Origin of the sequence: Achromobacter sp. RTa, assembly GCF_000757485.1 — a bacterium.
Lineage (GTDB): Bacteria > Pseudomonadota > Gammaproteobacteria > Burkholderiales > Burkholderiaceae_B > Achromobacter.
Map to the genome: position 1 here is coordinate 309,236 of NZ_JPYO01000041.1, position 18,329 is coordinate 327,564.

The 18,329-nt window shown below is 66.3% G+C and carries 19 protein-coding genes and 1 tRNA gene; 11 read left to right on the forward strand and 9 right to left on the reverse strand.

Annotated features, from left to right (window positions below; all coding sequences use genetic code 11):
• Positions 1 to 3 precede the first annotated feature (3 nt).
• The gene (serB, locus tag JL37_RS17065; RefSeq protein WP_043545577.1) at positions 4 to 870 is read left to right on the forward strand and encodes a phosphoserine phosphatase SerB; all 867 of its coding nucleotides are present in this window, start codon (positions 4 to 6) and stop codon (positions 868 to 870) included.
• Positions 871 to 971: 101 nt separating this feature from the next.
• Complete coding sequence (locus tag JL37_RS17070; protein WP_052097307.1) at positions 972 to 1,274, forward strand: hypothetical protein; 303 nt, start codon at positions 972 to 974, stop codon at positions 1,272 to 1,274.
• 54 nt (positions 1,275 to 1,328) lie between these two features.
• On the opposite strand, the gene JL37_RS17075 is transcribed toward JL37_RS17070, so the two are convergent.
• Positions 1,329 to 1,679, reverse strand: a complete 351-nt coding sequence (locus JL37_RS17075; RefSeq protein WP_043545580.1) for a hypothetical protein — start codon at positions 1,677 to 1,679, stop codon at positions 1,329 to 1,331.
• 237 nt (positions 1,680 to 1,916) lie between these two features.
• Between JL37_RS17075 and JL37_RS30520 the strand changes: the two genes are divergently transcribed.
• Entirely contained in the window at positions 1,917 to 3,248 is a 1,332-nt protein-coding gene (locus JL37_RS30520; protein ID WP_156124326.1) for a hypothetical protein, read from the forward strand.
• A 77-nt stretch (positions 3,249 to 3,325) separates the two neighbouring features.
• Here the strand turns inward: JL37_RS30520 and JL37_RS17085 are convergent.
• Together JL37_RS17085 and xth are read right to left on the reverse strand one after the other, a co-directional pair.
• Positions 3,326 to 3,401, reverse strand: a tRNA-Ala gene (locus tag JL37_RS17085).
• 56 nt (positions 3,402 to 3,457) lie between these two features.
• Complete coding sequence (gene xth, locus JL37_RS17090) at positions 3,458 to 4,240, reverse strand: exodeoxyribonuclease III (RefSeq protein WP_043545583.1); 783 nt, start codon at positions 4,238 to 4,240, stop codon at positions 3,458 to 3,460.
• A gap of 316 nt (positions 4,241 to 4,556) precedes the next feature.
• Between xth and JL37_RS17095 the strand changes: the two genes are divergently transcribed.
• Both JL37_RS17095 and JL37_RS17100 read left to right on the forward strand, forming a co-directional pair.
• The gene (locus tag JL37_RS17095) at positions 4,557 to 4,784 is read left to right on the forward strand and encodes a hypothetical protein (protein ID WP_043545585.1); all 228 of its coding nucleotides are present in this window, start codon (positions 4,557 to 4,559) and stop codon (positions 4,782 to 4,784) included.
• Between the two features lie 17 nt (positions 4,785 to 4,801).
• Positions 4,802 to 5,020: a hypothetical protein gene (locus tag JL37_RS17100; RefSeq protein WP_156124327.1), complete on the forward strand. Its 219-nt coding sequence runs from the start codon at positions 4,802 to 4,804 to the stop codon at positions 5,018 to 5,020.
• Positions 5,021 to 5,045: 25 nt separating this feature from the next.
• Here JL37_RS17100 and JL37_RS17105 read toward each other — a convergent pair whose 3' ends face one another.
• Both JL37_RS17105 and JL37_RS17110 read right to left on the reverse strand, forming a co-directional pair.
• A complete protein-coding gene (locus JL37_RS17105) occupies positions 5,046 to 5,828 on the reverse strand; it encodes a 3-oxoacyl-ACP reductase (protein ID WP_043545589.1) in 783 nt (260 codons plus the stop codon).
• An 18-nt stretch (positions 5,829 to 5,846) separates the two neighbouring features.
• Positions 5,847 to 6,650: a FadR/GntR family transcriptional regulator gene (locus tag JL37_RS17110; RefSeq protein WP_043545591.1), complete on the reverse strand. Its 804-nt coding sequence runs from the start codon at positions 6,648 to 6,650 to the stop codon at positions 5,847 to 5,849.
• 237 nt (positions 6,651 to 6,887) lie between these two features.
• Between JL37_RS17110 and JL37_RS17115 the strand changes: the two genes are divergently transcribed.
• Together JL37_RS17115 and JL37_RS17120 are read left to right on the forward strand one after the other, a co-directional pair.
• Complete coding sequence (locus JL37_RS17115) at positions 6,888 to 8,324, forward strand: aldehyde dehydrogenase family protein (RefSeq protein WP_197064626.1); 1,437 nt, start codon at positions 6,888 to 6,890, stop codon at positions 8,322 to 8,324.
• A gap of 100 nt (positions 8,325 to 8,424) precedes the next feature.
• Complete coding sequence (locus JL37_RS17120; RefSeq protein ID WP_043545596.1) at positions 8,425 to 9,129, forward strand: riboflavin synthase; 705 nt, start codon at positions 8,425 to 8,427, stop codon at positions 9,127 to 9,129.
• 36 nt (positions 9,130 to 9,165) lie between these two features.
• On the opposite strand, the gene JL37_RS17125 is transcribed toward JL37_RS17120, so the two are convergent.
• Positions 9,166 to 10,659 carry a M81 family metallopeptidase gene (locus JL37_RS17125; RefSeq protein WP_043545599.1) on the reverse strand — a complete coding sequence of 498 codons (1,494 nt, stop codon included), beginning with the start codon at positions 10,657 to 10,659 and terminating at the stop codon, positions 9,166 to 9,168.
• A gap of 24 nt (positions 10,660 to 10,683) precedes the next feature.
• Positions 10,684 to 11,985: an MFS transporter gene (locus JL37_RS17130; protein WP_043545601.1), complete on the reverse strand. Its 1,302-nt coding sequence runs from the start codon at positions 11,983 to 11,985 to the stop codon at positions 10,684 to 10,686.
• Positions 11,986 to 12,180: 195 nt separating this feature from the next.
• On the opposite strand from JL37_RS17130, the gene JL37_RS17135 reads away from it, so the two are divergent.
• Positions 12,181 to 13,095 carry a LysR family transcriptional regulator gene (locus tag JL37_RS17135; protein ID WP_043545602.1) on the forward strand — a complete coding sequence of 305 codons (915 nt, stop codon included), beginning with the start codon at positions 12,181 to 12,183 and terminating at the stop codon, positions 13,093 to 13,095.
• Between the two features lie 78 nt (positions 13,096 to 13,173).
• Positions 13,174 to 13,758, forward strand: a complete 585-nt coding sequence (gene speG / locus JL37_RS17140) for a spermidine N1-acetyltransferase (RefSeq protein WP_043545604.1) — start codon at positions 13,174 to 13,176, stop codon at positions 13,756 to 13,758.
• Positions 13,759 to 13,773: 15 nt separating this feature from the next.
• Here speG and JL37_RS17145 read toward each other — a convergent pair whose 3' ends face one another.
• Positions 13,774 to 16,173 carry a cation-translocating P-type ATPase gene (locus JL37_RS17145; protein WP_043545605.1) on the reverse strand — a complete coding sequence of 800 codons (2,400 nt, stop codon included), beginning with the start codon at positions 16,171 to 16,173 and terminating at the stop codon, positions 13,774 to 13,776.
• 100 nt (positions 16,174 to 16,273) lie between these two features.
• Between JL37_RS17145 and cadR the strand changes: the two genes are divergently transcribed.
• Together cadR and JL37_RS17155 are read left to right on the forward strand one after the other, a co-directional pair.
• Positions 16,274 to 16,708, forward strand: a complete 435-nt coding sequence (gene cadR / locus JL37_RS17150; RefSeq protein WP_043545608.1) for a Cd(II)/Pb(II)-responsive transcriptional regulator — start codon at positions 16,274 to 16,276, stop codon at positions 16,706 to 16,708.
• Between the two features lie 101 nt (positions 16,709 to 16,809).
• Complete coding sequence (locus JL37_RS17155) at positions 16,810 to 17,403, forward strand: nitroreductase (protein ID WP_043545611.1); 594 nt, start codon at positions 16,810 to 16,812, stop codon at positions 17,401 to 17,403.
• Between the two features lie 186 nt (positions 17,404 to 17,589).
• On the opposite strand, the gene JL37_RS17160 is transcribed toward JL37_RS17155, so the two are convergent.
• Positions 17,590 to 18,177 (reverse strand): MarR family winged helix-turn-helix transcriptional regulator, encoded by a 588-nt coding sequence (locus JL37_RS17160; protein ID WP_081955102.1) that lies wholly within the window; start codon positions 18,175 to 18,177, stop codon positions 17,590 to 17,592.
• Between the last annotated feature and the right edge of the window lie 152 nt (positions 18,178 to 18,329).

Genomic DNA, 18,329 nt, shown 5'->3' on the forward strand with positions numbered 1-18,329 from the left:
AGCATGCACTTGATTGTCCAGCGGGGCACGCCGCTATCCGATAGCGAAGCCGCGCGCATCGGCGCGCTGTTCCGGGCCGAGGATGCCCGCCGTATCCACGGCGGCGGCCTGCGCTACACCCTGGCGGCGGCCGCCGCGGCAAACCGGGCGGCCATACACGAGCTGGGGCGCCAGCACGGGCTGGATACCGCGGTGGTCGAGTCCTGCCGGGCACTGTCGGACTTCAAGCTGATGGTGTTCGATATGGATTCGACCTTGATCAATATCGAATGCATAGACGAACTTGCGGATCTGGTCGGCAAGAAGCGCGAGGTTGCCCGATTGACCGAGCAGGCCATGCAGTCCGGCGCCGTCGACTATGACACCAGCCTGCGCCTGCGCACGCGATTGCTGGCCGGATTGCCGGTCGACACGTTTGAAAGACTGTATGCCGAGCGGGTGCGCATTACTCCCGGCGCGCGCGCCCTGGTCGCCGCCGCCAGGCAGGCCGGCCTGCGGACCGCCATCGTCTCCGGGGGCTTCGACTATTTCACGGGGCGGGTGCGCGCCGAACTGGGCGTGGACGTAGACCTGTCGAATCATCTGGAAGTGGCGGAAGGGCGCCTGACCGGGGAGCTGCCGGGCACGCTGATCAATGCGGACGTCAAGGCCAGGCACGTCGCGCAAATGTGCCGCGAGCTTGGCGTGCCCGCATCGGACGCGATCGTGGTGGGCGACGGCGCCAATGACCTGAAGATGATGGCCCTGGCCGGCCTGTCGGTCGGCTATCGCCCCAAGCCGGTGGTGCGCGCAACGGTCAATGCGGTCATCGATCGGCTTGGGCTGGACTCATTGCTGAACGTGCTGGGCGCCGGCCACCCGGTATCATGAGAGTCATGCAGGATGAGGGGATGGCAGGACCGCGGAAGGTTCACCCTGGACCTGCACACGTTCAAGCCTTAAAAACTTCCGATGGCCAACACACCTGACCCATGATCCAGGCAAGCAAGCTTCAAAAATCCGCAGCGCTGCTGGTGATTCCCGTACTGCTCACGATCTGGTTCGTATCGGATGGCGGCCTGCGCAATGGTCTGAATCGCCTGGCCTACGAAATGACCATGGGCTTGTTCTTCACCAGCTACGGCTTGTTATGGGGGCTGGCCGAGATAATCAACCGCCTGCGAAAACAGTCCTGCCCCTTCAATCTGCGGCTCATGGGTTGGAGCTTTTCGCTGCTGCTGGCTTGGGTGGTCCTGGCCAGCCTGTACGAACGCTTCCATTATGAGCTGTTCTGATTTCGGTGGCACGGGCATCTCCGGCTTGCACGAAATGCCCGGCCGCCCCTGGCCTCAATTCAGCTTCGGGTCGGGGAAGGGCAGTTTGTCCTGGGAAACGCTGGGCTGGGCCTTCCATTGCCGCCCCTGCTTGTAGAAGTCGAGCTGGTTCTCGTTGACCGCTGCGCCCAAGGTTACGGCAACCGTGCACGCGACCTGGCCAGGGTGCTTGGCATCCACGGCTGCAACGCAGGTGCCCAGCTTGGCCTTGGGCGCCACGCCCAAATCGTAGTCCGACAGCATTTCGGCAACCGCAGCGGTGGCTTCGGCGGCGGAGGGTAAAACCAGACTCTGAGCCTGAGCCAAACCGGCAAGGCCCATCAAAGTAATGGCCGATGTTGCGAAAAGCAGGCGCTTGACCACCATGCTGACTCCTGAAAATTCAGGAGTATGCCCCTTATTCTTGCTTTATGGCATCGCAAACTGGCGGTGCCACAGGGCGGCGAACGTCCGGAAGAGGCATTGTGAGCGCCGTCGCAACCTGACCATTCATCGAGGTATGAGATGTCGGTACGATAGACGACTGAGCTGGGGGCGGACGGCAATTTGCTTTCAGTAAACTGTTTTCGTTCGAGCATGTGGTTCCTCCAAGGAAGAAATTCGATGTCTCTCAATTTCGAAGCTTTTGCCCGGTTGCGTCCTTTGATGCCAATCCAAGCCTTGGTCGAGGCGGCAGGCGCCGCCTGGAAGGCTCCGGCACCCGAGGATGAAGGGTATGTGAACTATAAGGGCACGGATGGGATGCCGGTGTGCGGCGCGTATCTGGATGTCGAGAATCGGCTGCACAAGATCTGCTTTTACCGGAGTTTTCCTGGAGAGTTGGTTCTGGAGGAGGTCTACATCGGAATGCCTGTGCAGGCAGCGCTTGACGCCAGGCCTGGCATGCGCCCCATCGACGGCAGCGAAGGGGATGAGTGGGCGCAACGCAATGTTGCCGTCTATCGGGAAACGAACGCGGTCGGTGACGTCATGGAGCTGCGCGTGCGGGATGGCCGTTTACTGGCCATCGAACTCTCACGCCCCGGATTGACGGCGCCCGAGCGTCCGTACAAGTACGCCGATCCACGCCTGACTCGGGCTTACAACATTGTTCCCGGCGCACTGGCGCCATTACCGGCCACTACGCGCGGAGCCTCCTGGCACAACGGATGGTGCCTCGGCCAGCCGCCGGGCATCACCACGGCGCAATGGCCGTTGAGCAACACCTATGGTCACCCATTGCGGCATGCGTTCACCTTGCGCATTCCGGAAGACTACCGAGTACACGGTACGGCGTATGTCGCCCTCAGTCTGTTCGTGGATGAGCAGTTCGTCGAGCTGAAGAGCCTGGTCCAAATTCCGGGGCTCCCGCCGTCATCAGGACGCGACGGGATGCCGGGTGGAGATGGCCGGGCTGAACAACCGCAACTACACCCATGCAGCTACAGGATGCTAGATGCCTTGGGGTGTGAATACGTCGCCCTGTGGCTGACCGAGACGGAATTCGCGGGCCCATTGGCCTTGCCACCGGGCATGGCCGGGCATCCCCAACTGCAGGGGACACCGGAACCCGGTTGGCGCCTGGGACGCTCGGCGCCCGACTGGCTCTTGCGGTCACAACCGGATATGGCGAGTTATATGGAAGGACTGGCCCGTCCGGTCGCCATTGAGGAACGCGAGGATCCCAACGCCGGCAAGCCAGCACGAGAATGGGACCATGAGAATCAGTTCAGCGGCTATGTGCCGGCGTTCAGCGACGAAGGCCAGGCGCTGGGATTGGATCGACTTCACGCGATGCCCCATCACCTGGGCGGCACGATGATTCCGGTGCAAGGCTATCCGCCATTCAGTCCGTACTATTTTGAATTCGGGGAAGAATTCGCCTGCTTCAACTTCGGTGGCGGCGTGGGGCAGGTGGACCTGGAGCAGATGAAGATCGATTGGGCCTGCGGTTGAGTCTCAGGCTTCCAAGATGCGCAAACCAAAAAAAGCCCGCTAGATCAATGATCTAGCGGGCTTTTCCGTCTGGAATTTGGTGGAGCGGAGGAGGATCGAACTCCCGACCTTCGCATTGCGAACGCGACGCTCTCCCAGCTGAGCTACCGCCCCAAAAGCAAGACCGCAACTATACATAAAGCCATGGCCGGACGCAAGCGATGTTGGCGTCAGACGAATTCCAGGGTGGCCACTACCGGCGCGTGATCCGAGGGCTGTTCGTTGCGGCGGGGTTCCTTGTCGATCGAGCAGGCGACGCAGCGCTTGACCAGCGGGGCCGACAGCAGCACGTGGTCGATGCGCAGGCCGGCGTTGCGGCGGAACGCGAACTGGCGGTAGTCCCACCAGCTGAAGGATTTCTCGGGCTGGTCGAACAGGCGGAACGAATCGGTCAGGCCCAGGTCGAGCAGGGCGCTGAAGGCGGCGCGCTCGGGTTCGGACACGAGGACCTGGCCTTCCCATTTTTCCGGGTTGTGCACGTCTTCGTCGGCGGGGGCGACGTTGTAGTCGCCCAGCACCGCCAGGCGCGGGTATTGCTTGATTTCTTCTTCCAGCCATTTGCGCATGGCCTCGAACCATTCCAGCTTGTACGCGTACTTGTCCGAGCCGACCGACTGGCCGTTGGGGCAATAGGCGCAAACCACCCGCACGTCGCCTTCGGGGCCGGGAAAGGTCAGGGCCAGCACGCGCTGCTGCGGATCCTCGTAGCCGGGAATGTTGCGTTCCATCGAGGTGCCGGGGATCCGCGAAACGATGGCGACGCCGTTGTACGTCTTCTGGCCTGCCCAGACGGCGTGGTAGCCGGCTTCGGTGAAGGCGGCTTCGGGGAACTTGTCGTCCGTGAGCTTGAGTTCCTGGATGCACAGCACGTCGACGGGATTGGCGGTAAGCCAGTCCAGCACTTGCGGCAGGCGCACGTTCAGGGAGTTCACGTTCCAGGTGGCTAATTTCATGTTTCGCGTAGACCGATTATTGATGCGGCACTCAGGCCATATGCGGGAATCGCGGCCTGCGGGCGGATTTCGCGTTGCACGCCGCTCGGGGCGAGGCCGCCAGGCCAGGCCGATCGAACGTCGGATGATACCCCGGCGCCCTGCGGCCAGTGTTTTGCGCTTGATATGTGAGCAGGTATGTCGTGACTCGCACCCGCTTCCATTCGCGCTCAAATTTGTGATCAATATACAAAATGTTCGATTTTCTGTGCATTCCTAATACTTAAAGGTTCAATGAATGGATACGCTCCTAACGGTTCCCTGAACGGAGAGCGGCATGAAAGGCCTTGATTTGGAAACGGTTTCTCCCGGTGTCCCGATAGTCGGCTGGCTGCTGGACGGGCCCCAGCCCGAGTTCACCGATGTGGTGAGCATCGCCCGGCGGTGGATGGCCGACGGCCAGCGCGTCACGGAGGTGATACGCGCCGAGGACTACCGGGGAATGCCGATGGCGGGCCCCGGAAGGACCGTAATGCGCGCCTGCGGCCTTGCGGGCCGGGGTTGACGCGCGGGGAGTCGAGCATGAGAACAGGAGTGATCAGGCTGAACGGCTATCGCCTCGAATACGAGCTGCGTCCGCTCGCGGCCCGCAAGGGCTATGAGGCCTGGGTGCGGACCGCGCCCCATCATGACTGGACCCGCATCGGAGTGGGCGATTCGGCGTTCATCACCGAAGACGCCGCCCTCAAGGGCATCCGATACGCCGCCGGCGAGATCAGCGCCCGCCGGCTGCAGGCCTAGCGGCCCCGGGGCTGGGGGCGCCGCTTCAGCCCTTTACCAAACCGCCGTCGACGATCAGGTTCTGGCCCGTCACCGCGCGCGACCAGGGGCTGGCGAAGAACAGCACGGCATCGGCGAACTGCTCGGGCGTGGTGACTTCGCGCAGCGGGGTGCCCGCGGCGATCAGGTCGAATACCGCCTCCGGGGTGGCGGCCGAGGCGTCGGTGGTGCGCAGCAGGCCGCCCGAAACCATATTTACCGTGATGCCGTCGGCGCCCAGTTCATGCGACAGGGTGCGCGTGAAGGCCAGCAGCGCTGCCTTCGCGGCGGTGTAGTCGTGGTAAGGCACGACGGGGTTCTGTACCAGGTTGGTGCCCACGTTGACGATGCGTCCGCCGCCGGCGGCGCGCATGTCGGGCAGCACCGCCTGCGTCGTGTTCAGCGCGGCGCGCACGCTGCCTTCGAGCTGCGCGTTCATCCGAGCCCAGTCCAGCGTGTCGGCATGGGGCCGCGCGTCGCCGTCGAACTGGAAAGCGGGCAGGGCGTTGTTGACCACCGTGCTGACCGCCTGGCCGAAGTGCTCGCTGGCCTGGGCGACCATGGCGGCGACGGCCGCCGGGTCGCGCACGTCGGCGCGCAGCGCCAGGGCGCGGCCGGGCGCGGCGGCGGCCAGGTCCTGCGCGCGTTCGGCGCTGTTCAGGTAGTTGACGACGACCTTGGCGCCTTCGCGCAGGAAGGCCCGCGCGATGGCGGCGCCCAGGCCGCGGCTGGCGCCGGTGACGATGACGAGTTGCTGGTCCAGGTTGGGTGACGGGCGTTGCGATGACATGGGTAAAAGGTTTCCTGCTCAGTGTTCCGTGCCGCTGTTCAACATGCGGCTGCGGGCTTTTTCGATATGGGCGCGCATGACGTTGCGCGCGCCCTCGGCGTCCTGTTCCTGGATCAGCCGGTAGATGTGGCGGTGTTCGTCGATGGCTGCGCGGGTGCGTTTCCAGGGCTCGCTGTGAACCAGGTGGCGCATGACGTTCACGGCATGGCTGACGTCGTACTCCAGCGATTTCAGCACCTGCACGAAGCGCTGGTTGCCGGTGGCCGCCGCAACCGCGCGATGGAAGCCGTAATCGTGGTGATGGGCGATGGCGCCGGCGGCGTCGGCTTCCTCGTAGCCCGTCAGCATGCGGTCCATCTCGCGCAGGTCGTCGTCGGTGCGGCGCAGGGCGGCCAGGTAGGCGCATTCGGGTTCGATCACCATGCGCAGCTCCAGGCCTTCCAGGATGTGGCCGACCCGGCGCGCCGGATCCACCGCGGGCATGCCGCCCATGAGGTCGGGCTTGGCGCGCACATAGGAGCCCGAGCCGCGGATCGAGTCGACGAGCTGGTCTTCGCGCAGCCGGTCCAGCGCCTGGCGCACCACCGGCCGCGACACCTCGAACAGAGCGGCGAGCTCCAGTTCGGTGGGCAGCTTGCTGCCGGGCGCGATCTTGCCGGTGGCGATCGCGTAGAACAGGCTTTCGTACACGCGCTCGGCAAAGCGTTCGGCGCGCACATAACCGAGCCCGGACGCCACTTCCGCCAGCACGTCCAGTTCGGGACGGGGGCGGTTGGCGGCTTCCAGCAGCGATGCCAGTTGCGGGTCACGCACATTGCTCATCGGCGCTCCTGATTCATTAAGACGAAGTTTGTCAGTCGCCATGACAAGTTCGGTGAGGCGTTAAATCGCTGAATTATTAGGGATAACCCGATATGACCGGAAAATATCCTGACTCTTGGGACAAAAGCTGTCAATTCAATTGACAAGTTATCGAGGGCTCCCGTAACTTGGTCCGATCGCGCAACTGTCTTATCTCTTTCCCGCAACCGGCCGTCCGGCCGCTACTTTACTCCGCACATCGTGACTCAGAAGAACTTTATCGCCAACCAGTGGGTGGCCGCTGCCACCGGTGAAACCATTCCCGTCCTGAACCCGTCCGATGGCAAGCCTTTCGAGGCGATCGCGCGTTCGGGCCAGGCCGACATCGACCATGCCGTGACGGTGGCTCGCGAGGCTTACGAAGGCGAGTGGGGCCAGATGGCGCCCGCTGCGCGCAGCCGCCTGCTCATGAGGATCGCCTTTGCGCTGCTGGACCGCCAGGAAGAGCTGGCGCAGCTGGAATCGGCCGACACCGGCAAGCCTATCAAGCAGGCGCGTGCCGACGCCGCCGCCGTGGCCCGCTATTTCGAGTTCTACGCCGGCGCGGTCGACAAGCTGCACGGCGAGACCATTCCCTACAACCCGGGTTTCACGGTGCTGACGGTGCGCGAGCCGCACGGCGTCACCGGCCATATCGTGCCCTGGAACTACCCGCTGCAGATCTTCGGCCGCAGCGTGGGCGCGGCGCTGGCCGCCGGCAACGCCTGCGTGGTCAAGCCCGCCGAGGACGCGTGCCTGTCGCTCCTGAAGCTGGCGGAGATCGCCGCAGAAGCGGGCCTGCCGGCCGGCGCCCTGAACATCTGCACCGGCTACGGCCATGAAGCCGGCGCGGCGCTGTCCGCGCACCCTGGCATCGACCATATTTCGTTCACGGGCTCGCCCCAGACCGGCAAGATGGTGGCGCACGCCGCCGCCGAGAACCACGTGCCGGTGACCCTGGAACTGGGCGGCAAATCGCCCCAGATCGTGTTCGATGACGCCGACCTGGACGCCGCTTTGCCGGTGCTGCTGGGCGCCATCATCCAGAACGCGGGCCAGACCTGCTCCGCGGGCAGCCGCGTGCTGATCCAGCGCGGCGTGTATGAAACCGTGCTCAAGCGCCTGTCGGACGCGTTCTCCGCCACGGTGACCGGCCCGGCGGCAGCGGACCTCGACGTGGGCCCGCTGATCAACGCCCGCCAACAGGACCGCGTGCGCGGCTTCCTGGCCGAGGCGGAAGGCGCCGGTATGAAGGTCGCCGCCCGCGGCAAGCTCAAGGAAGGCACGCCCGAAGCCGGCTTCTATCAGCCGCCGGTGCTGTTCCGCGACGTGCCGTCGGACAGCCGCCTGGCGCAGGAGGAAGTCTTTGGCCCGGTGCTGGCCGCCATGGTGTTCGATACCGAGGAAGAGGCGCTGGAGATCGCCAACGGCACGCTGTACGGCCTGGTGGCGGGCGTCTGGACCCGCGACGGCGGCCGCCAGCTGCGCCTGGCCCGCAAGCTGCGGGCCGGCCAGGTCTTCATCAATAACTATGGCGCCGGCGGCGGCGTGGAGCTGCCGTTCGGCGGTTCGCGCCAATCGGGCTACGGCCGCGAGAAGGGCTTCGAGGCCCTGTACGGCTTCACCACGCTGAAGACCATCGCCATCAAGCACTGAGCCTCCGGCTCGGGAAGAGGCCGCGGCGGACCCTGGCAAAATATCGGTTAACGTTGATGTTTTGCTTGCAGGGGCCGCCGCGCCCGCTTCCAGGATCCACATGTTCACAGGTATTGTCCAAGGCACCGCGAAGATCGCGCAGATCTCCGATCGCGAGGGCCTGCGCACGTTCACGCTCGATTTTCCCCCCGGATTCTGCGTGGATCTGGCGGTGGGCGCCAGCGTGTCGACCGACGGCGTCTGCCTGACCGTCACCGAGCTGCTGGGCGAGAGCCGGGCCACGTTCGACGTCATGCTGCAAAGCCTGGCGATCACCACGCTCGGCAGCTACCAGGAGGGCGACCGCGCCAACGTCGAGCGCGCCGCGAAGGACGGCGCCGAGATCGGCGGCCATCCGCTATCCGGCCACGTGGACTTCACCTCCGAGGTCCTGATGGTGAAGTCCTCCGACACCAACCGCCTGATGCGCTTCAGCATCCCGCCGGACTTCCGCAAGTACGTCTTCGCCAAGGGCTACATCGCCATCAACGGCGCCAGCCTGACCGTGTCGGAAGTCAACCGTGCCGAAGGCTGGTTCGAGGTCTGGCTGATCCCCGAAACCCGCCGCATGACGGTCTTCGAGGACAAGCAGGCGGGCGATTTCGTCAATATCGAGATCGAGCGCAGCACGCAGGTGGTGGTAGACACCGTGCGCGAAACCGTCCAGGAAAGCCTGGGCAAGCTCCAGCCTCTGCTGGAAGCGATCCTGAAGGAAAAAGGACTGACGCTGGAGGATTTCGTCAGTCCGCAGGCCAAGCTGAAATAGCGGCCGCCGCGCGGCGGCCGGCGCCGGCCCGAGGGCTCAGTACGAGAACGCCCGGCCCAGCGGCTTGATGCGCATGCCCGGCTGCAGGCGGGTCCAGGGCAGGTCCGCCGGATCGGCCTGCATGGGGCCGGGCGCCTTCGCCACCAGCACCTCGTGCGCGATCGGCTGGAAGTCCGCGCGGAAGTGCACGGAGCTTTTCACGACCAGGATGCCCATTTCCTCGGGCTGCACGCCGCCGACCCGGAACAGGTTGCGGTCGAGCATCTGCGACTTGGTGGCGCTGACCACCACCCGCACCCCGCCGATCCGCAGGCCGGCCACGGCGCCCAGGTCCACATCCATGCCGTTCATCATCGGCCCGTCGAAGCGCAGCTTGCCGGGCGACAGCGTTTCCACCGTGAACTCGCCTTCGAACGCGGCGTCGCCCGCGACGCCGGACTGGCCGCCCAGCTTCAGACGCACCTTATTGCCGAGCCCGGCCTCGGTGGCCAGGCGCACGGCCTCGGGATCATAGAAAAGCCCCAGCGCGGCGTTCTGCGCATCGGCCTCGACGAGCGCGCGCAGCATGCCGGTGGTGTTGGCGTCGCCGCCCGCGCCCGGGTTGTCCTGCGTGTCCGCGATCACCACCGGGCGCGCCGCGCCGGCCGCCAGCGCCTGGGCGCGGCGCACGGCCTCGGCGGGCTCCAGGAAGTCGGGCGACCACTGGGGCTCCAGTTCCAGCACGCGTTGGTAGAGCGTCTCGGTCACGCGCTCGACCGCCGCGGCGTCGGTGCCGTAGGCCCATACCACCGGTCCGCATTCGGGGAAGTCCGCTGCCGGGAAGCCCGGCGCGAACGAAATCGAGGCCACGCCGGGAGTCTGTTCCAGTTCGGCCAGCAGCTCATAGACGCCGCGCGACGGCTCCAGCATCGTGCACATGCCGTTGATCGGGATCAGGAACGGCAGGCGGCGCTCGCTGCGGGCCCAGCCGCCGCCGGCGGCGATGCGGGCCTGCAACAGCCGCGCCGCGTGTTCTCCGGTGTCGGCCATGTCCACGTGGGGATAGGTGCGAAACGCCGCCAGGCCGTCGGCGGCCTGCAGCATCTGCGCAGTGACGTTGGCGTGCAGGTCCAGGCTGGCGATCACCGGCACGCCGGGCCCGACGATTTCGCGCATGCGGGCCAGCAGCTCGCCTTCGCCGTCGTCCAGGTGCTGGGCGACCATTGCGCCGTGCAGGTCGAGGTAGACCGCGTCGTAGGCGCCGGCGCGGGCGGCGTCCAGGATTTCGCCGGCGATCCGCTCGTAGGCGTCGCGGGTGACATGGGCGGAGGGGCTGGCCCCCGCCCAGATCACCGTGCGCACGGTGTGGCCCTGCGCCAGCGCCGCGTTGATGAAGCCGCCGGCGGGGATGTTGACCTCGCGCAGCGCCAGCATGTCGTCGCCGCGCACCATGGCCGGGAAGCCTTCGCCGCGGACGAAGTTGTCGTACCCCGCCAGGGAGGGCGCGAAGGTGTTGGTTTCGTGCTGGAAGCCAGCAACCAGAATGTGCATGATGGGTTTCCTGTGGATTGAACGTCAGGCGCGGGCGTGGGCTGACCGGGGCGGGCGGTTCACCAGCAAAAGCAGGGCTCCGGCCACCAGCAGGGCGGAGATCACGTAGAGCCCTCCGGCCAGCGAGCCGGTGGCTTCCTTGGACCACCCGATGATCGATGGACTGAGGAATCCGCCCAGCAGGCCGATGCTGTTGATGAGGGCGATGCCGCCGGCGGCCGCCTCTCCCTTCAGGTATTGCGAGGGGATCGCCCAGAATACCGTGTAAGCCGCCCACATGAATCCCGTGGCCAGCGTGATCGCGGTCAGGGAAAGCGCGAATTGCGTCGGCGCCGCGGTGGCCACGCACAGCGACAGGCCTGCCATCAGCGCGGGCGCCAACGTGTGCCAGCGCCGTTCCTGCATGCGGTCCGAACTGCGCGCGAACCACAACATGAAGAGGGCCGCCGCCACGTAGGGGATGGCCGAGTACAGGCCGATTTCCATCGTGTCCTGCACGCCCGCCAGCTTGAGCAGGGTGGGCAGCCAGAAGCTCACCGCATAGATGCCGCAGATCAGGCAGAAGTACGTCAGCGCCATGCCGTAGATGGCCGGGTCGCGCAGCACCTGCGCGAAAGAATGCTTCTGCTGCGCGCCGCGCGATTCCAGGTCGGCCGCCAGCAGCGCCTTTTCCTCGGTGCCGAGCCAGCGCGCTTCTGCGGGCTTGTCGTCGAGATAGCGGTAGGCGGCCACGCCGAGCAGCACACAGGGCAGGCCTTCCAGGAGGAACATCCATTGCCAGCCGTCCAGGCCGTGCGCGCCCGAGAAGGCGGTCATGATCCAGGCCGACATGGGGCCGCCCACGATGCCGCCGATGGGGCCGGCCAGCATCACTACCGCCATGACGCCGGCCATGCGGGATTGCGAATACCAGTAGGTCAGGTAGAAGATCATGCCGGGCGCGAAGCCGGCCTCGAATACGCCGAGCATGAAGCGCAGCGCATAGAAGCTCCATTCGCCCTGCACGAACAGCATCGAGGCCGAGGTCAGGCCCCACAGGACCATGATGCGGCTGATGGTGCGGCGCGCGCCGATGCGCGTCAGCAACAGGTTGCTGGGCACTTCGAACATGACGTAGCCCAGGAAGAAGATGCCCGCGCCCAGGCCGTAGACGGCGTCGGAGATGCCGACGTCCTGTTGCATCTGCAGCTTGGCGAAGCCGATGTTGATGCGGTCCAGGTAGGCGAAAACGTAGCAGAGCAGCAAGAAGGGCAGCAGGCGCCAGGTGATCTTGCGGTACAGGGGGGCCAGGCGCGGGTCCGCGCCCGGCGTGGCCGGATGGGGCATTGCATGTCTCCTGCGCGGGTCTGCGCCCGCGATGGCTTGGAAAGGCGCCGGGGCCTCGCAGGCCCCCGGCGCCGCCATTATTGGGAGGCCGCGCGTTCCAGACAATGACCTGGGCGATAATTATCGTTGCCTTCAGGGCAACGATAATCCGATCATTCGGCGGCGCCCGTGCGCGCCGCCTGGGGGAAGACGGGTATGCAGGAAATCAGCCAGGCTCGCCTGAAATACTTCCACGAGGTCGTGGCTTGCGGATCGATACGGGGGGCGGCGGACAAGCTCGACACGGCCGCCTCCGTCATCAGCAGGCAAATCCAGCAGCTGGAAAAGGAGCTGGGCGTGCCGCTGTTCGAGCGCCGGGCGCGCGGGCTGGCGCCCACCGAGGCGGCCGAGATGCTGCTGGAATACTACCGGGGCTGCCGCGCGCAGCAAGAGCACCTGAACGCGCGCCTGCAGGAATGGCGCGGCATGCAGCGCGGCAGCGTCCACCTGATGATCAGCGAAGGCTTCATCGACAGCCTGATGGAGCACGTGGTCGGGCCGTTCTGCATCGAATATCCGCAGATCAACATCAGCGTCAACGTCGGGTCGGTGAACGAGGTGGTCGAGGCCGTGGCGACAGACGCGGCGCACATCGGCCTGGCCTACAACCCGCCCGTGGATCCGAGGCTGCGGTGCCGCGCAAGCCGCAAGCATCCGGTCTGCCTGCTGGCCGCCCGCGGGCATGCCCTGGCCGCGCGTCGCGCGCCGCTCACCATCGCGGACATCCTGCCGTACCCGTTCGCGCTGATGGCGTCTCCCTATGGGCTGCGCCAGGCCGTCGACCTGCTGGAATTCACCGAGCGCGTTCACCTCACGCCCAGCCTCACCACGAATTCCCTGCGCGTGCTCAAGCAGTACGCGATGACGGGGGCGGGCGTGACGCTGATGCCCAATCTGGGCGTGCACCACGAACTGGCCAGCGGCGAACTGGTGGCGATTCCCATTGCCCACCCGGTCCTGAGCGCGCCGGAATGCCAGGCGCTGCTGCGGCTGGGCCGGCCTCTGTCGTCCGCCGCGACGGAACTGCTGCGGCGGATCGAATTGCGCCTGCCGGCGTTCGCGGAAGGCTGAGGAGGGCGCGGAAATCAGAATTCTCCGAAAATGGCGGGACGGGCAAGGAATAGAATGGAGCGACTTCCGGAGGTATCCATGTCGGTCATATCCGATATCAAAATTCGCCCGCTGGAACGCGGCGACCTGCACTTCGTGCACAAGATCAACAATAACGACGTCATCATGCGTTACTGGTTCGAAGAGCCCTACGAGGCCTACGACGAACTGGTCGCCCTGTACGACCGCCACCTGCACGACCAGAACGAACGGCGCTTCATCATCGAGCACGACACCGGCCAGCCGGCCGGCCTGGTCGAACTGGTGGAGATCGACTACATCCACCGCCGCGCGGAGTTCCAGATCATCATCGCGCCCAGCTACCAGGGCCGCGGCTACGCCAAGGCCGCTACCCGCATCGCGGTCGGCTATGCCTTCCGCGTGCTGAACCTGCACAAGGTGTATCTGGTGGTCGACAAGGAAAACAGCGCCGCCGTCCATATCTACGAACGCTGCGGCTTCCGCATCGAGGGCCTGCTGAAGGAAGAGTTCTTCTCCAACGGCGCCTACCGCGACGCCTACCGCATGGCGCTGCTGCAGAAGGACCACCTGCGCGACGTCGGCCCGGGCGCGCCGGACGCGCCCGTGCTGCGCGACTGGCCCCAGGAAGAGCAGGCGGGCTGAAGCCGCCCGCCCGGCTTACCTGCCGCCTGCGGCATGGCCGGCCGGCGCGGCGCGCAGCAGGCGCAAGCCGTTGGCCACCACCAGCAGGCTGGCGCCCACGTCCGCGAAGACGGCCATCCACAGCGTGGCGTGGCCCGTCACGGCCAGCGCCAGGAACACTGCCTTGATGCCCAGCGCCAGCGCGATGTTCTGCACCAGCACGCTGTGCGTGGCGCGCGACAGCCGCAGGAATACGCCGATCTTGCGCAGATCGTCGTCCATCAGGGCCACGTCGGCGGTTTCGATGGCGGTGCCGGTGCCGGCCGCGCCCATGGCGAAGCCAATGTCGGCGCGGGCCAGCGCGGGGGCGTCGTTGATGCCGTCGCCCACCATGCCGACGCCGCCCTCGCGCGACAGCTTGCCCTCGATGGCGGCCAGCTTGTCTTCGGGCAGCAGGTCGCCGCGGGCCTCGTCGATGCCGACCTGGCGCGCGATGGCCCGCGCCGTGGGCGTGTTGTCTCCGGTCAGCATCAGCGTGCGCACGCCCAGGGCGTGCAGGTCGGCGATGGCGGAGGCGCTGCTGGGCTTGACGGTGTCGGCCACGGCGGCCAGCGCCAGCACGCGGCGGCCGTCGGTGAGCGCGATGACGCTCTTGCCCTGGCGTTCCAGTTCGACCATGCGCGCTTCCAGGGCGTCGCTGGCGACGCCGGCTTCGCGCATCAGGCGCAGGTTGCCCAGCTGGAAACCGACGCCGTCGATCGAGCCGGAAACGCCGCGCCCGGGCAGGGCCGCGAAATCGGCCACGTCCAGCAAGGCCTTGCCGGCCTCATGCGCCGCGGCGGCCACGGCCAGCGACACGGGGTGGTCCGAACGGGCGGCCAGGCTGGCCGCGACCAGCGCCGCGGGGTGGCGGGTCAGGTCGGATGGTTCCCAATCCTGCATATCGGTCTGCACGGGCTTGCCGTGGGTCAGCGTGCCGGTCTTGTCCAGCGCCAGCCACTTCAGGTTGCGGCCCTCTTCCAGGTAGACCCCGCCCTTGACCAGGATGCCGCGCCGCGACGCGGCGGTCAGGCCGCTGACGATGCTGACCGGGGTCGAAATCACCAGCGCGCAGGGGCAGGCGATGATGAGCAGCGCCAGCGCGCGGTAGATCGCGTCGTACCAGGGCTGCCCCCACAGCAGCGGAGGCGCCAGGGCCACCAGCGCCGCGATGCCCACCACCACCGGGGTGTAGATGCGCGAAAAACGGTCGATGAAGCGCTGGGTCGGGGCGCGGGCGCCCTGGGCCTGCTCCACTGCGTGGATGATGCGCGCCAGCGTGGTGTTGCCGGCGGCCGCGGTAACGCGGTATTCGAACGAACCGGAGGCGTTCACGGTGGCGGCATAGACGGGATCGTCCTGCGTCTTTTCGACGGGCAGGCTTTCACCCGTAATGGGCGATTGGTCCACGGCGGAACTGCCGCTGACGATGACGCCGTCGGCCGCGATGCGTTCGCCCGGCCGCACCCGCACGATGTCGCCCACGCGCAGGCTGGCGGCCGGCACTTCCGCCCAGCCGCCGTCCGCCTGGCGCACCGTGGCGGTTTCCGGCGCCAAGTCGAGCAGGCCGCGGATTGCGTGGCGGGCCCGGTCCAGCGAACGGGCCTCGATCAGCTCGGCTACGTTGAACAGGAACATCACCATGGCCGCCTCCGGCCACTGGCCGATCAGCACGGCGCCGGTCACGGCAATGCTCATCAGCGCGTTGATGTTGAGATTGCCGTTGCGCACGGCGATCCAGCCCTTGCGGTAGGTGCTGACCCCGCAGGCGAGGATGGCGGCCACGGACAGCACTGCGGTGACGGCCAGCGGCCAGCCCGCGAAATGCGAAAATTCGGACAAGGCCGCCAGCACGCCCGCGCCGCCGATCAGCCACCAGTTCACTGCCTTGGCCGCGGGCGCCGGCGCTTGCGGCGCGCCTTCGTCCAGCGCCTCCGGCGTCATGTCCAGCGACCGGATCGCGGCCATGATGCGGTCCAGCGCGCCCTCGGCATGCACCACGGTCAGGACGCGCTGCATCAGGTTGAAGTCCAGCGCGTGCACGCCGTCCATGTTGTCCAGCTTCTTGCGGATCAGCGTTTCCTCGGTGGGGCAGTCCATCTGGCCGATGCGCAGGCGCGCCAGCGACTGCCCGGGGCCGGCGCTGAGTGCGGCTGCTCCGGCGTCCGATACCGTGAAGGGCTGGGCGGCGTGGTCGTGGCCGCAGCATGAGGCCTCGGCGTGGCGTTCGGCCGGGCGGCCGTGCTCGTGGCCATGGCCGGAGTGATCGTGCGCCGCGTGATCGTGACCTGCGTGGTCGTGGCCCTCGCGGGCGCGCGATTCGCCATCCTGTGCGCAGCAGGCGCCGCCGTGGCCGGCGGGCGCGTGTTCATGTTGTTTGACCGGAGGTAAAGACATCGTCCTCTGCCTTGAAATATGCTGGTGACGCTATTGCACACCTTGGAGTTACTATAGGGTCAACCCCCAATATCATTCGGATGCGATCCGGGAGGCAACGATGCGTATCGGCGAACTGGCCGCGGCGACCGGCACCACGGTCGAGACCGTCAGGTATTACGAGAAGGAAGGGCTGCTGCCCGCCCCGGAACGGGGCCTGAACAACTACCGCAGCTACGGGCAGCCTCATCTGGAACGGCTGCGGCTGATCCGAAATTGCCGGGCGCTGGACATGACGCAGGACGAAATCCGCGCCATTCTGTCCCTGGCGGACAACCACCAGACCGGTTGCGGCCCCATTAACGAGCTGTTCGACGAGCACATTTCCCACGTGGACGAACGCATCGCCGAACTCACCCAGCTGAAGTCGCAGCTGACCGAGTTGCGCCAGCGCTGCCTGTCGGCCCAACCCGACGCAGAAAACTGCGGCATCCTGCATGGCCTGAACGAAATGCAGGTGGAAGAGCGCCACGAACGGCACACGCATCTGGGCTGAATCCACCCGTATGTCCTTGCTGTGCGCCGGGGGATCGGCCCCCCGGCCGTGCCCATCGCTTAATATGAGAATATGTTTCTTTCCCATTTGCGCAGGAATCCATGACCCTTACCCAGACCGCCACTCCGCTGCACGCCCTGATTTCCCGCCGCTCGTTCAAGTTTCTCCGCGCCCCGGCGCCCAAGCCCGACGAACTCGAACAGATCCTGCAGGCCGCCATGTCGGCGCCGGATCATGGCGCCTTGCGTCCGTGGCGTTTCGTGGTGATCCGCGGCGAAGCCATCGGTAAGCTGGCCGATCTGGCGCTGGATGCGGTCAAGCGCAGCGGCGACCCGCGCATGACGCCTGAAAAGGAGAAATCCGTGCGCGAATGGATGGCGGGCGTGCCGCTGTTCATCGCGGTGGCGCAGAAGATCGCGCACGACAACACGAAGATCCCCGAGCAGGAGCAGTTGCTGGCCACCGGCGCGGCAACGATGAACCTGCTGAACGCCGTGCATATGCTGGGTTATGCCGCGTTCTGGAGCACCGGCATAGGCACCTATGTGGAAGAGGTCCAGGGCGCGCTCGGCCTGGACTCGCTGGATTACCGCTTCCTGGGCTTCCTCGCCATCGGCACTCCGGCTTGCGCGGTGCCGCAGGCCAAGCGCCCCGACTACCGCGAATTCGTCACGGAGTGGAACGGCCCGGCCTGAGCCGTCCATCCCCCCTTGTCAGACGCGAACCGGCCCTTTGGGCCGGTTTTTATTTTTGCCGCCGGGCCGCCCCAAGGCAAAAACGCCCCCCTGGGGGCAGCAAGCAGGCGAAGCCTGCGCGGCGTGGGGGCCTATTTTTGCCTTGGGGCCGCTCCAAGGAACCCCCCTGGTGGCTGCCGCGCCGCGTCAGGCGTCGGCGCCGGGCGGCTGGCCCAGTTCGGGGGCGTTGGCCACCAGCATGCGGCTGAGCAGCCGCGCCAGGGTGTCGCGCTCCTGCGGCGTGAACATGGCGAGCAGCTCCTGCTCGGCCTGCGCGTGCGCGGGCATGGCCTTGTCGGCCAGATGCCTGCCCTTGGTGGTCAGCGTGACCAGCACGCCGCGGCGGTCGGCCTTGTCCACCTCGCGGCGCACCAGGCCCTGGCTTTCCAGGCGCTTGAGAATATTGGACAGGCCGCCTGAACTGCACAGCAGCCGCGCCTGCAATTGCGAGGGCGCCAGGCAGTAGGGCGCGCCATCCACCCGCAAGGTGGTGAGTACCGCGTACTCGATGTACTTCAGGCCATAGGGTTCCTGCGACGCGTTGATGGCGCGCAGCACCACTTCCTCAAGCCGGATCAGGCGGCCCACGACTTCCTTGCCGGAACTGTCTATGTCCGGTCGCTCGCGCCGCCACTGCGCGATGCCGCGGCCGATGAGATCGTCGTCGGGATTCAGGTGGGAATAGGGCGTGGCGGCGTCGGCCGCGGCTTGCGTCGGGTTGTCGCGATGCGTCATGGATGCGTCCGGGATCACCGGGTCTGTCCTGTCTGGAGAAGCATTTAACGCATTCCGGACAGCCTTTGCAAGCAGCGTGAAAACCCTCATTGAATTTATCTTTTCAGAAAGATAAATTGCTGAACAGCACCAGATACCGGGGTTCCGTGCCT

Excerpts from the sequence above, each read along its gene's own strand:
- serB (WP_043545577.1), top strand. The coding sequence starts at position 4 with ATGCACTTGATTGTCCAGCGGGGCACGCCGCTATCCGATAGCGAAGCC.
- JL37_RS17070 (WP_052097307.1), top strand. The coding sequence starts at position 972 with ATGATCCAGGCAAGCAAGCTTCAAAAATCCGCAGCGCTGCTGGTGATT.
- JL37_RS17075 (WP_043545580.1), bottom strand. The coding sequence starts at position 1,679 with ATGGTGGTCAAGCGCCTGCTTTTCGCAACATCGGCCATTACTTTGATG.
- JL37_RS30520 (WP_156124326.1), top strand. The coding sequence starts at position 1,917 with ATGTCTCTCAATTTCGAAGCTTTTGCCCGGTTGCGTCCTTTGATGCCA.
- xth (WP_043545583.1), bottom strand. The coding sequence starts at position 4,240 with ATGAAATTAGCCACCTGGAACGTGAACTCCCTGAACGTGCGCCTGCCG.
- JL37_RS17095 (WP_043545585.1), top strand. The coding sequence starts at position 4,557 with ATGAAAGGCCTTGATTTGGAAACGGTTTCTCCCGGTGTCCCGATAGTC.
- JL37_RS17100 (WP_156124327.1), top strand. The coding sequence starts at position 4,802 with ATGAGAACAGGAGTGATCAGGCTGAACGGCTATCGCCTCGAATACGAG.
- JL37_RS17105 (WP_043545589.1), bottom strand. The coding sequence starts at position 5,828 with ATGTCATCGCAACGCCCGTCACCCAACCTGGACCAGCAACTCGTCATC.
- JL37_RS17110 (WP_043545591.1), bottom strand. The coding sequence starts at position 6,650 with ATGAGCAATGTGCGTGACCCGCAACTGGCATCGCTGCTGGAAGCCGCC.
- JL37_RS17120 (WP_043545596.1), top strand. The coding sequence starts at position 8,425 with ATGTTCACAGGTATTGTCCAAGGCACCGCGAAGATCGCGCAGATCTCC.
- JL37_RS17125 (WP_043545599.1), bottom strand. The coding sequence starts at position 10,659 with ATGCACATTCTGGTTGCTGGCTTCCAGCACGAAACCAACACCTTCGCG.
- JL37_RS17130 (WP_043545601.1), bottom strand. The coding sequence starts at position 11,985 with ATGCCCCATCCGGCCACGCCGGGCGCGGACCCGCGCCTGGCCCCCCTG.
- JL37_RS17135 (WP_043545602.1), top strand. The coding sequence starts at position 12,181 with ATGCAGGAAATCAGCCAGGCTCGCCTGAAATACTTCCACGAGGTCGTG.
- speG (WP_043545604.1), top strand. The coding sequence starts at position 13,174 with ATGTCGGTCATATCCGATATCAAAATTCGCCCGCTGGAACGCGGCGAC.
- JL37_RS17145 (WP_043545605.1), bottom strand. The coding sequence starts at position 16,173 with ATGTCTTTACCTCCGGTCAAACAACATGAACACGCGCCCGCCGGCCAC.
- cadR (WP_043545608.1), top strand. The coding sequence starts at position 16,274 with ATGCGTATCGGCGAACTGGCCGCGGCGACCGGCACCACGGTCGAGACC.
- JL37_RS17155 (WP_043545611.1), top strand. The coding sequence starts at position 16,810 with ATGACCCTTACCCAGACCGCCACTCCGCTGCACGCCCTGATTTCCCGC.
- JL37_RS17160 (WP_081955102.1), bottom strand. The coding sequence starts at position 18,177 with ATGACGCATCGCGACAACCCGACGCAAGCCGCGGCCGACGCCGCCACG.